This window comes from Parvibacter caecicola (assembly GCF_003725335.1).
GTDB classification, from domain to species: Bacteria; Actinomycetota; Coriobacteriia; order Coriobacteriales; family Eggerthellaceae; genus Parvibacter; species Parvibacter caecicola.
This window is the reverse complement of the sequence record NZ_QIBY01000003.1, coordinates 32,371-46,141: the sequence shown is the minus strand read 5'-3', so window position 1 is coordinate 46,141 and position 13,771 is coordinate 32,371. Positions and strand designations below refer to the sequence as shown.

Sequence of the window (13,771 nt, the reverse complement as noted above, 5' to 3'; positions counted from 1 at the left end):
GCCATGACTCAGTACGCAATTTTGACCGACCTGAACAAGTGCGTCGGCTGCCTGGCTTGCTCGGTGAGCTGCAAGGTCATCAACAACGTGCCCGTGGGCAGCTACTGGAACAAGGTGCTGCGCGTGGGCCCCAACCCCCGCACCGAGGGCGGCCAGTGGCCCGACGTGTACACCTACTTCCTCACGGTGCAGTGCCAGCACTGCGAGAACCCCGCCTGCGTGGACGTGTGCCCCACCGAGGCCAGCCACAAAGTGGCCGACGGCACGGTGCAGATCGACAAATCGAAGTGCATCGGCTGCCAGTTCTGCGCCATGGCCTGCCCCTACGGCGTCCGCTACCTGAACGAGGAGGAACGGGTGGTGGAGAAGTGCACCCTCTGCGAGCAGAAGATCGCCCAAGGGGAGCTGCCCCAGTGCGTTTCCCAGTGCGGCGGTCGCGCCCGTTGGTTCGGCGACATCGAGCAGGGCATCGAGAGCTTCGAGGCCCCCTGGGCGCCGGTGAAGAGCGGCGACAGGTCCTATGAGGGCTGTGCTTCGGCCCGCATGACCTTCGGCGAGTCCACCGGCGAGGGCAACGAGTGCGCCACGAAGCCCTACAGCGCTTCCGAGGTGTACCACCTGCCCGACGTGGGCAACAAACCTTCCTTCGTCTACATCCTCCGCAAGGAGAAGTGGCAGGGCTAGAAATTGGTCCGGCGGTCGTCAGGCCGCCGGAGCCCCCTTCGTTTCGCAAGGCAGAGATTCTATCTCTGCCTTTTGCGTTTCTGGAGGGTGGGCCGACCCGACAGGTCTGCGCTCGACGCTCCGTACGAGGGGAACTAACTCGACCTGCGGTCGAGTGGATTTCCCCTCTACTCCGCTTGGCCGGACCTCGCTCCGACCTGCCGGGTCGGCCCAGCCAGGATGCTGTCGCAGGTCGAATTCGTAGGGCAGAGATTCTATCTCTGCCTTTTTTATTGGCCTTCTACTATGTTGAGGAGCTCTTGTTTGGAGTGGATGCCCATCTTGCGGTAGATACTCTTCACGTGGCTGTTCACGGTGCCGGTGGACACGTAGAGGTCTTCGGCCATGCGGGCGGCGGAATGGCCGCGGGCCATCAGCAAGAACACCTCGGTCTCCCGCTTCGAGAGGCTGTATTGAGTGGCAATCTCTTCGCAGCGGGCTTGGAAGCGGGCGCGCTCGTCGATGACCGCCGGCGCCGGTTCGTACAAGATGGCGTATACCTTGCGGTCGTTCAGCACAAATATATAGGTAAGAATGAGCACGCCGATGGCGATGCTGTCCACCAGTGCGTAACCGCTAGTGGTGGGGATGACGCCCGAGAGCAGTGATCCAGCGAAAAGCCCGGCCGCTTGGCAGCCTTCGCCGATGCAGAACACGGTAACGGCGCTCACGCCCGAGGCGTACACGATGGAGGCGAACAGCGTCCAGAAGGCGATCTTCAGGCACACGTAGCCGGCCAGCCCGATGACGGCGAACAGCTCTTGATGGGTTTGGGTGGCGTTGGCCAGCAGCAGCGACACGAATAGCACTAAAATGGCCGCCAGGTACATGTGGGCGAAACGCTGCTTAGGCACGGAGTCGCCGCTGTGGAACTGGAAATAGGCGAACAGCAGCAGCACCGGCACCTCGGTGGCGCCCAGGAACATGAAGGCGAAGGTCATGTTGTCGCCAGCGCTGGCGCCGCCTTGGGAGGTGTAGTTCATGAGGCCCACCACGATGCCGAACAGCACCGCTGCCACCGCCGAGCGCAGCAGGAACTCTACATAGGTGTTGCCCTGGGGCTGACTGGCAAGGTTGCTGAGGGAGGCGCGCACCCCTTGCTCCGGTTTTGCCGGTGCTGCCTGCCCCGAATCGGCGCTGGCAGCGTCATCCACTTGCTTTTCCGACAGCTTCTTGAATGCTTTTGCCAGGGATACCTTGGGGGTCGTCGTGCCGGCAGCAGCCGGCTGTGAGGTGGCGGAAGCGGTAAGGGTGCCGGTGCGGGAGGCTTTGGCCTCGACCAACGTTGCCGCGCGGCGGCGGGCGGTGGCCAGGATTTCCTCTTCGGAAACCGCCAAACCGCGGCGGGGGGAGGTGCCCACGGCGAAAAGCGCCACCGAGACGGCTGGCAACAGGCTGGCTGCGGCCACCGTAACTGGATGGGGCGCCACGGCCAGGAGGAAGAACAGCACGGCCGCCAGGGCGTAGGCCATGCAGAGGTTGGAGGCTGCCTTTTCTACTTTATTACCTATGAACCAGCCCCACAGCGCAATGAGATAGCCGGATCCCAGGCCTGTGAAAATGATGCCGGCGAACAAGGCTACCGGTCCGTATTCGGTTTCTATGGCGGCGTGGGCGGTGCAGAAGGTGCCGATGCAGGTAAGGGCAGCTATCACACAGAGGGCCACGCGACTGCCCATGCTGCGGCGCACCAACGCGTCCAGCGACCCCATGGCCGCCAGGCTTACCACCGAAATGGCCATGCCGGCAATGTAGAAGGCCGAGCAGGTGACCGCCAAGCTGATGTCGGTGAACAGCAGGTTGTGGAAGAACACCGCCGACGCCCACGCGAACGTGGCGGCGTAGCCGAAGGTGAAAAACAGTGAGATGTCGTTAGCCGGTTTTTGAGTCATACTGAAATCATACCCTTCCCACCTGGTAAAACTCTGTTCTCCCCAAAAAATAGGGAAAGCGAAAAAGCTTGTAATCGCCCGTTTTCCCCATCTTTTGTAGATTACAGAACGGCCCCTGAGGAAGAAGATATCACTCGATTCCTCGGGGAGTTGCATTAAACCAACGATTCCCCGAAAGCGCAAATGCCTGGCTGGGGCCGGGGCGCTGAAGAAAAGAGAGAGCGGATAACCCGCGGAAGGAGAGGGAATCATGGAGCTTCAATGGCCACTTATTATCTTTACCACGCTCATCGCGTGGTCGGCTGGTCTGTTCGCCAGCCAGTGCCTGGTTGCCGCCGCCGGTAAGGGCGAGGGCACCAAGGCTCAAATGCCTGCCTGGATTGTTGCCGCGGTGCTGCTGGCCGTTGGCGGCATTGCCGTGTTCTTCCATCTGGAGCACTGGGAGCGTATCTTCAACGGCTTCGGTCATCTGACTTCCGGCATTACCCAAGAGCTCATCTGCATCGTGGTGCTGGCTATCGTGGCCATCGTGTACCTGGTGCTGATGATGCGCGATGCCGACAAGAAGCCGAACAAGGCTGTTGCCTGGATTGGCGTTGTGGTTTCCGTCATCCTGGTGCTGGTTACCGCTCATTCCTACACCATGGCTGCCCGTCCTGCTTGGGACTCCGTGCTGTGGCTGCTGTACATGCTGGGCAACGCTTGCGTGCTTGGCCCCTGCACTATGGCCCTCATCATGGCCGCTGTTGACAAGGATGCCGACCTGGGCTTCGTGGGCATGCTGGCCGTTATCGGCTCTGCTGTTGCCACGGTGACCGCTGTTGCTTACGGCGCCATCCTGCAGGCTGTTGAAGGCTCCTTCACCTCCGTTGGCTACTACTTCGATCCTACCCATCCCACCGCTGGCATGGCTGACCTGTCCGCCACCGTTGCCGATCAGGCTATGCTGGTGTGGCTGGGCGCCGTTGTGGTGGGCGCTGTGGCCCCGCTGCTGTGCGCCATCTTCGCCAAGAAGCAGCCGAAGATGTGGGTTACCCTGGGCATCGTGGCCGTCATCTGCGCGGTCATCGGCGCCATCTGCATGCGCATTGCCTTCTACAACCTGGGCATCAGCGTGTTCATGTTCTACTAGGATCTGCACTTGCCAGGGCTTCCCTTGGCCCTGGCCTTCCTTGCTAAGCCCCAGCTGACAGGGAAGTGGGAAACGCCTCTCGACGGGGGCTGCGGGAACCCCGCACCCCCCGCTTCGAGGAGGCGCCCCTTCTGGAAATCCCCATCGGGCTCGATTCGATTCCCCTCACCCCCCTTGCAAATTCGAATCGGCCCCGCTGGGGATTTCTTGCATTCAGAGCCAAATACAGAAAGGGCGGAGAGCTTCGTCTCCGCCCTTTCCGGGTGCTCTGTGCGCAGGGTGCCGGCTTGCGCGTTGCGGCGGCAGGGGTCGCCGTTTACTTGGTGCCGAAGATGCGATCGCCGGCATCGCCCAGGCCGGGTACGATATAGGCATCCTCGTTCAGCCCGTCGTCGACGGCCGCTACGTAAATATCCACATCCGGGTGCGCTTTCTGCACTGCCGCGATGCCCTCGGGCACTGCCACCAAGTTCACGAGACGGATGTTGGTGCAGCCGCGCTTCTTCAGGCTGCTGATGGCGTCAACCGCGCTGCCGCCGGTGGCCAGCATTGGGTCCACTACGATTACTTCCGACTTCTCAAAACCCTCGGGCATCTTGTAGTAGTACTCGGTGGGCACGTGGGTTTCCTCGTCGCGCACCAGGCCGATGTGGCCTACGTGGGCAAACGGCATTAACTCCAGCAGGCCGTCCACCATGCCCAGGCCGGCGCGCAGGATGGGCACGATGGTGAAGAAGCTCTCCTTCAGCACGGGGAACTTGGAAACGCAAATGGGGGTTTCCACTTCCGCGTCCACTGTCTCGAAGTTGCGGGTGATTTCGTAGCCCATCAAAATCGATATCTCTTTCAGCAGCAGGCGGAAGTCCTGCGAAGAGGTGTTCTTGTCGCGCATGCGCGTAAGCTTGGCCTCGATAAGCGGATGGGAGATAACGTTCAGGCTGCCCATAGCAACTCCTTCGATTTGGGTTCGCGATTGCGCAATATTGTAGTCGTTTTCGCCCCGCCGCCGAAGATGAGCCGCAAAAAGCCAGAGAAGGCTCCTTAGCCCTCGTAGTCGTGATCGGTTTCCACTTCAAAGGTGTAGGCGGGGAAGGTCTTTTGCATTTGCGCTACAAGTTGGCGCTGCACCGCTTCGCCGTCGCATTTGAACTGCAGCAGTAGGTTGAAGTACACGGTGTGGGTTTCCTGGTCGCCGTAGAAGCCGCCGAAGGAAATGATGGCGGGGTTGGCGGCGGTGAGCTGAGCCAGTTTGTCGCGCACTTCCTCGAAGGCGCCGGAAGGGTTGGCGGCGTTAATGCCCACTACCAGCATTACATTGAATTTCCGGCGCACCCCTAGTTCTATCTTGCGGGACAATTCAGAAATGGTCCGGGCAGTCATCTGGTCGGGCACTTCTATCTTAATGCTGCCGATGATTTCGTTGGGGCCGAAGTTGTCTAGCACCAGAGTCTCGGCCCGCTGCACCTCGGGAAAGCCCTCCACGTACTCGCGGATTTGGCGGCCGAACTTGTCATCTTCCCGAGTGCCGATGAGGGGCGCCATGGCCTGCCCCAGCACCTCGATGCCGGCTTTGCACACCACCAGCGAAATGATGAGGCCCACCATGCCGTCGATGTTGATGTTCCATACCAGCTGGAAAATGGCCACCACCAGCGTGCCGGCCGAGAGCACTGCGTCGTAGTTGGAGTCGATGCCGCTGGCTATCAGCGCCTGGCTGTTGGTGGCCTTGCCGCGCCGGTGGAAGTAGATGCCGATGGCGACTTTCGCCACGATGGCCACCACGATGACGGTGATGGCCAGGGTGGAGTAGTTGGTGCTGGCGGGGTGCAGAATTTTGTCGATGGATTCCCGCAGCGAGATGATGCCGGCCGCCAAAATGATGGCGGCGATGATAACCGAGGTGACGTATTCCAGCCGGCCGAAGCCGAAGGGGTGGGCGCGGTTGGCGCGGCGCCCCGCCAGCTTGGTGCCCACGATGGTGATGATGGAAGATAGGGCGTCGGTGGCGTTGTTGACGCCGTCTAAGATGATGGCGATGGAGTTGGAGGCGAAGCCTACGATGAATTTAAACAGGGTGAGGGCCAAATTGCCGAAGATGCCCACGAAGCTGGCCCGCACGATGGCCCGCTCTCGCTGGCGCTTGCCCATCTGCGACGCCGCTTGGCCCGCGGCCTTCGGTGATTCCTTCTCGCTGCTGTTTTTGTTCATGGCGCCAACCTCCTCTCCGTGCCTCCGCTTTCCTCAACTATAGCCGCCGGTCCAAACGGGGGAGGGGCAGCCGCCGCTTTGCCACAAGACCGTTTCCCGCGCGCCCGCGCCTGCTGCTGATGAAAACCTTACGAAATTGTTCGGATAGGGTAAGCCGGAGGCGATGGCGGTGGCGTGCAGGCCGTTTTAGGATGGGGCTACTGACGGAAGGACGCCTCATGTACCTGAAACTTGCCTACCGCAATGTGCGCCGCTCGGTGCGGGACTATTCGGTTTACTTTGCCACGCTGGCTTTTGCCGCCTGCTTGCTGTATTCGTTCACCGCGTCTACCGAGTACTTGTTGGCGCTGGACCTCACCAGCGATCAGCGGGGATTTTACGAGAGCGCCTCCATGGTGATGGAGGCGTTTTCCGTTTTCACGGTGCTGGTATTCGCGTTTTTGATCAGCTACGCCAGCAAGTTCATCCTGCGCCGCCGTTCGCAGGAGTTCGGCATGTACGGGCTTTTGGGCATGCCGCCGACGGTTATGGGGCGTATCTTGGCCTATGAGGGGTGCCTGGTAGGGGTGTTTGCCCTGGTGTGCGGTGTTGGGCTGGGGGTGTTGCTGTCGCCGGCATTCGGCGCCGTGGCCGCCTTCGTGTTCCAGGTGCCCTGGCGCTTGGCGCTGGTGTTTTCCGGAAAGGCTGCGATGTGGACCTGCGGGTGCTTCGCCGCCATTATGGCGCTGGCCACCTGGCGAGGCGTTCGGGCCATGAAGAAGCGCACGCTGGGACAGTTGCTGGAGGCGCGGCGCGCCCCGAAGGAGCCGCGACGGCGGGGGCTGTTCTCGCCTGCGTTGCAACTGGTGGCAGGGGTGCTGATCCTGTTGCTGATTTACGGCATGTGCCTGTTCAGCCCGGTGAATTTCATTATGGGCATCCTGCCTTTGGGGGTGCTGGCGGTGTTCGCCACCGGCATGATTTTCCGATTTGCCGCGCTGCGCTGGCCCCAGTGGGCGCGCAAACGGCCCGAGCGCTATTTTCGCGGACTACGGTTTTTTGAAATGCGCCAGGTGGAGAACCAGGTGGGCCTCAGCGCGAACGCCATGGCCTGCACGTGCGTGCTGTTGGCTTGCGGCATGTGCATGATGGTGGCGGGTTTGGCCTTCAGCGTGGGGATGCGCCAACCCGGGATGGGAGCGGCGGCGGAGGCGCTGGCTTCCATCGGGTTCGTGGGGCTGTTTTACGGGGTGACGTTTCTGGTGGCCGCTGCGGCGGTGCTGGCGCTGCAGCAGTTGGCGGATGCCGCCGATGGGGTGGGGCGCTATCGGCTACTGCGGCAGCTGGGGTGCAGCGACGGGCAGCTGAAGGGCGCCGTGCGCGGGCAGGTAGGAGTGTATTTCGTCGCTCCCATGGCATTTGCGCTGGTGCATGCAGTGTTCGGCTTTGCGCTCATCGGTTTTTTGGCTTTTGTGTTGGGCAGCGCCCATTATGCGGTAATCACTGGGGCCGTGGTGGCGGTCACATTGGCTCTGATGGCCGTCTACTATGTCATTACGTGCCGGGAGAGCCAGCGCATCCTGCTGGAGCAGGGCGCCGACGCTGCCGCCGCTTAGCCAAGGCCCAGCTGGTCCAGCAGCTGGGTGAGGGAGCGGGCGCGGTAGGTGGGATGCTGCGCGGCCAGTTCGCCTTCCGAGAACATGCCCCAAAGTGCCGCGGCGGTGGAGCAGTCGGCGGCGTTGCCCGCTTGGATGTCGTAGGGGCTGTCGCCCACGTACAGGGTGCGGGCCGGTGCGGTGCCCAAGAGCTGGCAGCCGTGGAGCACCGGGCCGGGGGCGGGTTTGTGTTCCGGCCAATCGTCGTGACCGATGAGCACGGGGAAGTACCCGGCGATGCCGCTCATTTCAAGACCGCGGGCGGCCATGGCGTGGCGCTTAGAGGTGACCACTCCCATCTTGATGCCGGCCGCCTTTAGGCGCGCCAGCGCGGTGGCGGTGTCGGGGAAGGCGCTGATGGAGGCGTCGTGCACGATGTCGTTGTGGTCGCGGTACACCTGGATGATGCGCTCGGCCTCTTCGCGATTGCCGTCGCAGAAGTGCACCATCTGATCGATGAGGGGCGTGCCCACCCCGTGCATCAGCTCGGCATCCGAGCAGTTCTTCCCCAGCACCTCGTTGATGGAATAGCGCATGGAAGCGAGGATTATCTCGTAGGTGTCGATAAGGGTGCCATCGGCGTCGAACAGGATGGCGTCAAGCGGGGCGGCGTGGGTCATGGCGGGGCTTTCTGGGCAGGGGTTGGCCGGGCGCGGGGCGGCGGGCTGCTAGGCGGCGGAGCTGTGCTTCGACACCGGGCAGCGTACAGGCGCGCCCTTCTTCATATAATGTATCAGAAAACCGATGCCGGCAAGCGAGAGGGCGGCCCCCAGCCCGGTGTAGAAAAAGGCCACGAACCAGGTGGGAACGATATGGAAGCTGCGCAGGGCGATGCCGCCGCCCATCATGACGATCATGATGAGGTAGCCCTTGAGGTCGAAGAATTTCAGCACATGGGTGCGGTTTTCGCCGTAGCTGTCGATGCGGCGGGAGTGCTTGCCCACCAGCTTCGAGAACATCATGTGGAACACGATGAATACCGCCGGGATGCCGATGAGCAGAACCCACCAGGGGGTTTGCCCCTCCAGGCAGGCCAGCAGCCCCAGCCGGAAGATGTTGAGGCCGGCCAGCAGCCATACGGCGCAGGCGATGAGCAGCAGATATTTTGCGCGGACTTTGAACACGATGCCTCCTTGGGTCAGGGGGCCATTGTAGCCATTTGCGGGCAGGGGAGGGCAAATGCCACAGAATCGCCCGCTTCGGGAAAGGGGGCCGTTGATTTGGCGCAGTGGTGCGGGGGCTCTGCCGCTCGCGGATTCGCAAAAATACTTCTTGCAATTATGTGGCAAGGGAGTAATATATTTCCTTGCCTTTTAAAGGCGCTCCAAATTGCGGGGTGGAGCAGTCTGGTAGCTCGCCGGGCTCATAACCCGGAGGTCGTTGGTTCAAATCCAGCCCCCGCGACCATAAATTCAAAGCCCTGGCTTCGGCCGGGGCTTTTTGTTTGCCGGGTTGGGAAAGTAGTCTTGCGTACGAGCTGCATACGGTTTCGTCGGCGCTTTTGCGGACTTCGGGGGTTCAGCTAAAGCTGTTGATTGCGTTTCTCGCGACTTTGGAAATATTGGAATGCCGCTCCCAGGTATTTCCGGAAGCCAAACGCGGCGCGGTTGAGGTGAAAAAGCATCTGCATCAAAGATTCTCTATCTGCACCAAATGTTACAATATGATGCAGATAATGAGGCTATGATGCAGAAAGGGGAGGCATGGCGCGTTTCGATTACGGTGATCCACTCAACTTGCTGACGCCCGCTATCGTGAAGAAGGTAGCGACGCTTCGTGAATACAAAGGCAAGCAAGCGCTATATCTAGAAGCACGTCCCGATGTGCTGGAAAAGCTCTGTACCTCGGCGAAGATTCGGTCGGCTGATGCTTCCAATCGAATCGAGGGCATAAGCACGACGGATAAACGCCTTAAGGATTTGCTGGTCGAAAAAGGTGAGCCTGTTACTCGAGCCGAGCGAGATATTGCCGGATACCGTGATGTTCTTGCCCTTGTCCATGAAAGCTACGAACACATACAGATAACCCCGAACGTTATTCTTCAGATGCACGCAATGCTTCATCGATATTCAGGTTATGCTTTCGCGGGCCGTTGGAAGGACGGCGACAACACGATCGTAGAACGCGATGCGGATGGTGTAGAGCGCGTTCGATTCAGGCCCTTGCCGGCAGTTGCGGTGCCAGGGGCGATGGAGGAGTTGTGCTCAAGCTATGCCGCAGGCATAGCAAGCGAGACCGTAGACCCTCTGATTCTCGTCGCACGCTTTGTCTTCGATTTCGTGAGCATTCATCCCTTCACTGATGGCAATGGAAGAATGAGCCGACTCTTGACGTTGCTTCTTTTATATCAAAACGGTTATCTGGCAGGAAAATATGTAAGCATCGAAGACGAAATCAATCGGACGCGTGATTCGTATTACGAAGCCCTTGCCGCAAGTTCGGAAGGCTGGGGCGACGGCGAAGCAGATTACGCCCCGTTCATCAGCTATCTTTTAGGAATAGAAATAGCGGTGTACGCCGATTTCGAGTCAAGGGTGTCGGGGTTGCTTGGTGGATCCAAGAGCAAGGCAGAACGTGTGGAAGAGTGTCTTGAGAACTCGTTGGGGCCAATTAAGAAATCGGACATTGTGAGGGAATGCCCTGATATCTCGGTCACAACCATCGAGCGAGTGCTCAAGAAGCTCCTGGATGATGGCAAGATAGAGAAGACGGGAAGCGGCCGCTCCACCGCCTATGTTTGGTGCTGTTCGCGATAGGTGTTAGATGCTCTCTGAATGTCCGAACAGGCTGGAAGCGCCATAAGATTCGGTCGAAACAGGCATCCAAAATTGGTGCAGATGCGGTGCAGATGGGCACAAAAACCTGTCCAAATACACCGCATTCTGCGTGATGGGCTTAGCGCAAAGCGCCATTTCAGGCATAGTTTTACATTACGTTCGATTAAGACCTCCCATAACCCGGAGGTCGTTGGTTCAAATCCAGCCCCCGCGACCATAAATTCAAAGCCCTGGCTTCGGCCGGGGCTTTTTTGTTTTCCCGGGGCGCATGTTCTCTATTGCCGCATGCAGTTCGGGGATTAAGCTGCGCGTTTTGCGAAAGCCGTGGGGAAACGGCGCATGCCCCAGTCATTTCGCCACCACCGTGGTAGACTGCATAAATTGACTTTTTTGAGAAAGGGGCCACCGTGGGACAGCAGTCGCAGGGACGTGGCACTGGAGATAAGGCAACGGGCGCGCAGGCGGCCGCGGTGTCGAGGGAGTGGATGCGCCGACTTCCTGCAGTTGCCGCCGCGGTGGTGGTGGCGCTGATGGTGGCGTTTTTCGGCATCACCCTCAACAACACCATGGCCACAACGGCCCAGATGGACGCCATCCGTGCGGGCGCTTATCCGGTTTCGGTGGCGGCCGGCCGGGTGGAAACGCAGCTGGTGCAGATGCGCACCTTATCCAGCCGGGTAATATACGTGCGCACCGCTTCGGCCATCGATGGCATTGAGAACAGTTACGAGGAAATCGACGCCGAGCTCTCCCGCAACATTCAGCTACTGGCCGAAGAGCAGGCGCGTACTGGCATCGAGGGCAACAGCATCCAGGGCGACTACCAACGGCTGCTGGAGGCCCAGGCCGAACTTATCGCTTTCTGCCGCGACCCCGAGGTCACCGATGCGGAAGTGGAGCGGTTCGTGACTCGGAGCATCGAGCCCATAGTGTCTCAGCTGTTGCATACCAACGCCGTTATCATGGATAACTCCACCTACGCTGTGGAGCAGCTGTATGTGGAGGGCGCGGCCCGCGGTGAACAGACCGTCACCTGGGCCGTTGTGCTGATGGTGGCGGTGGTGCTCTCATTGGCCCTCTACCTGTACCTGTTCCATCGCCGTTGGGTGCTTCAGCAACAGCTGCAGCATAACGTGGAAGAGGCGCTTGAACTGGCCCAAAACGCCAGCGATGCCAAATCGCAGTTCCTGTCCAACATGTCCCACGACATCCGCACCCCCATGAATGCCATTGTGGGGCTTACCACCATCGCCGGCTCGCACGTGGATGACCCCGAGCGTATGCGCGAGTGTTTGGGCCGCATCTCCACTTCTTCGAAGCATTTGTTGTGCTTGATCAACGACGTGCTGGACATGTCGAAAATCGAGAGCGGCAAAATCGTTTTGAACGAAGAGTGCTTCAGCTTCCCCGAAATGGTGAGCGAGCTGGTGACCATCGTGCAGCCGCAGGCGAAGTCAAAAGACCAACAGTTGGAGATTGTGATCGGCAACGTGAGCCAGGAAACCGTGATGGGCGATTCCATGCGGCTCAACCAGGCGCTGCTGAACATTTTGGGCAATGCGGTGAAATACACTCCCGAAGGCGGCACGATCCGCTTTACTATCAGCGAAGGACCGGCTGCAGACGATGCGATGCGCATCTACTGGTTCACGGTGGCGGACAACGGCATTGGCATGTCGGCGGACTTCGTGCGCCACATGTTCGACCCCTTCGAGCGAGAGGAAACCGCGGCGGTAAAGGCCACCGAGGGCACGGGTTTGGGGATGGCGATCACCAAAAACGTGGTGGAGATGATGGGCGGCACCATTGAGGTGGAAAGTGCCCCTAGCGAGGGTTCCACTTTCCGCGTGGCGGTGCCGCTGCGGCCGGTGCCTGACGGGGAAGGGGACGCTGACTTCTCGGCCATGGCCGGCATGCGGGTGCTGGTGGTGGACGATGACCCAGACGTGCTAACGGGTGCCGTAGAGATGCTAGTGGCAGAGGGGCTGCGTGGTGAAGCGGCTTCCGGTGGGCGCCAGGCGGTTTCGATGGTGGCCGAGGCTCATGCTGCGGGCGATGACTACCGTGCAATTGTCGTGGATTGGGTGATGGCGGACATGGATGGAGTGGAAACCGTGCGTCAGGTGCGACGCAAGATGGCGCCCACGGTGCCCATTATCCTGCTTTCTGCTTATGATTGGGCGGAAGTGGAAGACGAGGCCCGCGCGGCCGGTGTAACGGAGTTTCTGTCGAAGCCCCTATTCCGCTCGCAACTGTGCCGGGTGTTGAGCCGTTGCTGTGGGTTTGGGCAGCCTCCAGCCCATGGGCAGCGACGGGAGGAGCGCCGGCAGTTGCAGGGGCGCGTTCTCTTGGTGGAGGATAACGAGCTGAACAGCGACATCGCCTGCGAACTTATCCGCCAGACGGGGGCGCAGGTGGAGACCGCCGTCAACGGCGCCGAAGCGGTGGACATGGTGGCTCAGGCCCCGGACGGCTATTACGATTTGGTGTTCATGGACATGCGCATGCCGGTGATGGGGGGCTTGGAAGCAGCCCGGGCCATCTGCGACCAAGCGTGTCAGGAAGGCCGGAAGCGGCCGTCCATCGTGGCGATGACCGCCAATGCCTTCGCCAGCGACCGCAACCAGGCGCTGGCGGCGGGCATGGACGGTTTCATGACCAAGCCCATCGACGTGCGCGAATTGGAACGTACTCTCAACCGCTACCTGGGCAAATAGGGCTAGGTCAAGGGCGCTTCGAACTCCTTTTCCCGCAAGAGCGGGGCTTTCGCTCGTCCATTCGTAGGGCAGAGATTCTATCTCTGCCTAATTGGGCAACCGCGAAACGGGGTTGCGGCTTTAGGCCGAGATGGAATCTCGGCCCCACGAACAACAGCAAGGGCGTCGACGCCGCTTCCCCGATTACTTCTGCACCACTTCGGTGGTGGGCTCGGCGGGGGCGGGCAGCTCGGCGGCGCAATGGGGACAGCGAGTGGCGCCTGCCAGCACCGGCTCCAAGCAGAAGGGGCAGGTGGGCTCGTGCTTGATAACCTCTTCGCCCTTCGCGTTGCGTAGTTTGCTGCCGGTGTCGCGCACGCGGTTGAAGGCCTTCACCATCAGAAATACTACCAGCGCGATGATCAGGAAGTTGATGATGGCGGTAATAAGGGCGCCGAAGTCGATGGCAACGGTGTCGTTTACCGGAATCTTCAGGCCCGCGAACTGGTTGTTTCCGCCGGTGATGAGCGCGATGAGCGGGTTGATGATGTTGTTGCACAGCGCCGTAACGATGGCGGTGAACGCGCCTCCGATAATGATGCCGACGGCCATGTCCATCACGTTGCCGCGCTCGATGAACTCCCGGAACTCTTTAACGAAGCTGCTCATTTTTCCTCCTTGAGGCTGGGAAGGTGCTTCTGCTCATTTC

General features: G+C 60.4%; 11 protein-coding genes and 1 tRNA gene. 6 read left to right on the top strand and 6 right to left on the bottom strand.

Going from position 1 to position 13,771, the window contains the following annotated elements:
• Nucleotides 1-3 precede the first annotated feature (3 nt).
• Nucleotides 4-684 carry a 4Fe-4S dicluster domain-containing protein gene (locus tag DMP11_RS03325; protein ID WP_123185093.1) on the top strand — a complete coding sequence of 227 codons (681 nt, stop codon included), beginning with the start codon at nt 4-6 and terminating at the stop codon, nt 682-684.
• A 269-nt stretch (nt 685-953) separates the two neighbouring features.
• Here the strand turns inward: DMP11_RS03325 and DMP11_RS03320 are convergent, their stop codons facing one another.
• On the bottom strand, nt 954-2,615 hold the full coding sequence (locus DMP11_RS03320; RefSeq protein ID WP_161555276.1) for a response regulator transcription factor: 1,662 nt from the start codon (nt 2,613-2,615) through the stop codon (nt 954-956).
• Between the two features lie 250 nt (nt 2,616-2,865).
• Here DMP11_RS03320 and DMP11_RS03315 point away from each other — a divergent pair, with 250 nt between their 5' ends.
• The gene (locus tag DMP11_RS03315; RefSeq protein ID WP_123185091.1) at nt 2,866-3,747 is read left to right on the top strand and encodes a dimethyl sulfoxide reductase anchor subunit family protein; all 882 of its coding nucleotides are present in this window, start codon (nt 2,866-2,868) and stop codon (nt 3,745-3,747) included.
• A gap of 316 nt (nt 3,748-4,063) precedes the next feature.
• On the opposite strand, the gene upp is transcribed toward DMP11_RS03315, so the two are convergent.
• Nucleotides 4,064-4,693: a uracil phosphoribosyltransferase gene (upp, locus tag DMP11_RS03310; RefSeq protein WP_123185090.1), complete on the bottom strand. Its 630-nt coding sequence runs from the start codon at nt 4,691-4,693 to the stop codon at nt 4,064-4,066.
• Between the two features lie 95 nt (nt 4,694-4,788).
• Nucleotides 4,789-5,955 carry a cation diffusion facilitator family transporter gene (locus DMP11_RS03305; RefSeq protein ID WP_123185089.1) on the bottom strand — a complete coding sequence of 389 codons (1,167 nt, stop codon included), beginning with the start codon at nt 5,953-5,955 and terminating at the stop codon, nt 4,789-4,791.
• Between the two features lie 218 nt (nt 5,956-6,173).
• Between DMP11_RS03305 and DMP11_RS03300 the strand changes: the two genes are divergently transcribed.
• Nucleotides 6,174-7,550 (top strand): FtsX-like permease family protein, encoded by a 1,377-nt coding sequence (locus tag DMP11_RS03300; protein WP_123185088.1) that lies wholly within the window; start codon nt 6,174-6,176, stop codon nt 7,548-7,550.
• On the opposite strand, the gene DMP11_RS03295 is transcribed toward DMP11_RS03300, so the two are convergent.
• Complete coding sequence (locus DMP11_RS03295) at nt 7,547-8,209, bottom strand: HAD family hydrolase (protein WP_123185087.1); 663 nt, start codon at nt 8,207-8,209, stop codon at nt 7,547-7,549. The genes DMP11_RS03300 and DMP11_RS03295 overlap by 4 nt on opposite strands.
• Before the next feature lie 48 nt (nt 8,210-8,257).
• Nucleotides 8,258-8,713 carry a hypothetical protein gene (locus DMP11_RS03290; protein ID WP_123185086.1) on the bottom strand — a complete coding sequence of 152 codons (456 nt, stop codon included), beginning with the start codon at nt 8,711-8,713 and terminating at the stop codon, nt 8,258-8,260.
• A 206-nt stretch (nt 8,714-8,919) separates the two neighbouring features.
• On the opposite strand from DMP11_RS03290, the gene DMP11_RS03285 reads away from it, so the two are divergent.
• The 3 genes from DMP11_RS03285 to DMP11_RS03275 all read left to right on the top strand — a co-directional run bounded on the left by DMP11_RS03285 (nt 8,920) and on the right by DMP11_RS03275 (nt 13,083).
• Nucleotides 8,920-8,996, top strand: a tRNA-Met gene (locus tag DMP11_RS03285).
• A 296-nt stretch (nt 8,997-9,292) separates the two neighbouring features.
• Entirely contained in the window at nt 9,293-10,345 is a 1,053-nt protein-coding gene (locus DMP11_RS03280) for a Fic family protein (RefSeq protein WP_123185085.1), read from the top strand.
• 428 nt (nt 10,346-10,773) lie between these two features.
• Nucleotides 10,774-13,083: a response regulator gene (locus DMP11_RS03275; protein ID WP_148041082.1), complete on the top strand. Its 2,310-nt coding sequence runs from the start codon at nt 10,774-10,776 to the stop codon at nt 13,081-13,083.
• 183 nt (nt 13,084-13,266) lie between these two features.
• On the opposite strand, the gene mscL is transcribed toward DMP11_RS03275, so the two are convergent.
• Nucleotides 13,267-13,731, bottom strand: a complete 465-nt coding sequence (gene mscL / locus DMP11_RS03270) for a large conductance mechanosensitive channel protein MscL (protein WP_123185083.1) — start codon at nt 13,729-13,731, stop codon at nt 13,267-13,269.
• Nucleotides 13,732-13,771 lie beyond the last annotated feature (40 nt).

Excerpts from the sequence above, each read along its gene's own strand:
- DMP11_RS03325 (WP_123185093.1), top strand. The coding sequence starts at position 4 with ATGACTCAGTACGCAATTTTGACCGACCTGAACAAGTGCGTCGGCTGC.
- DMP11_RS03320 (WP_161555276.1), bottom strand. The coding sequence starts at position 2,615 with ATGACTCAAAAACCGGCTAACGACATCTCACTGTTTTTCACCTTCGGC.
- DMP11_RS03315 (WP_123185091.1), top strand. The coding sequence starts at position 2,866 with ATGGAGCTTCAATGGCCACTTATTATCTTTACCACGCTCATCGCGTGG.
- upp (WP_123185090.1), bottom strand. The coding sequence starts at position 4,693 with ATGGGCAGCCTGAACGTTATCTCCCATCCGCTTATCGAGGCCAAGCTT.
- DMP11_RS03305 (WP_123185089.1), bottom strand. The coding sequence starts at position 5,955 with ATGAACAAAAACAGCAGCGAGAAGGAATCACCGAAGGCCGCGGGCCAA.
- DMP11_RS03300 (WP_123185088.1), top strand. The coding sequence starts at position 6,174 with ATGTACCTGAAACTTGCCTACCGCAATGTGCGCCGCTCGGTGCGGGAC.
- DMP11_RS03295 (WP_123185087.1), bottom strand. The coding sequence starts at position 8,209 with ATGACCCACGCCGCCCCGCTTGACGCCATCCTGTTCGACGCCGATGGC.
- DMP11_RS03280 (WP_123185085.1), top strand. The coding sequence starts at position 9,293 with ATGGCGCGTTTCGATTACGGTGATCCACTCAACTTGCTGACGCCCGCT.
- mscL (WP_123185083.1), bottom strand. The coding sequence starts at position 13,731 with ATGAGCAGCTTCGTTAAAGAGTTCCGGGAGTTCATCGAGCGCGGCAAC.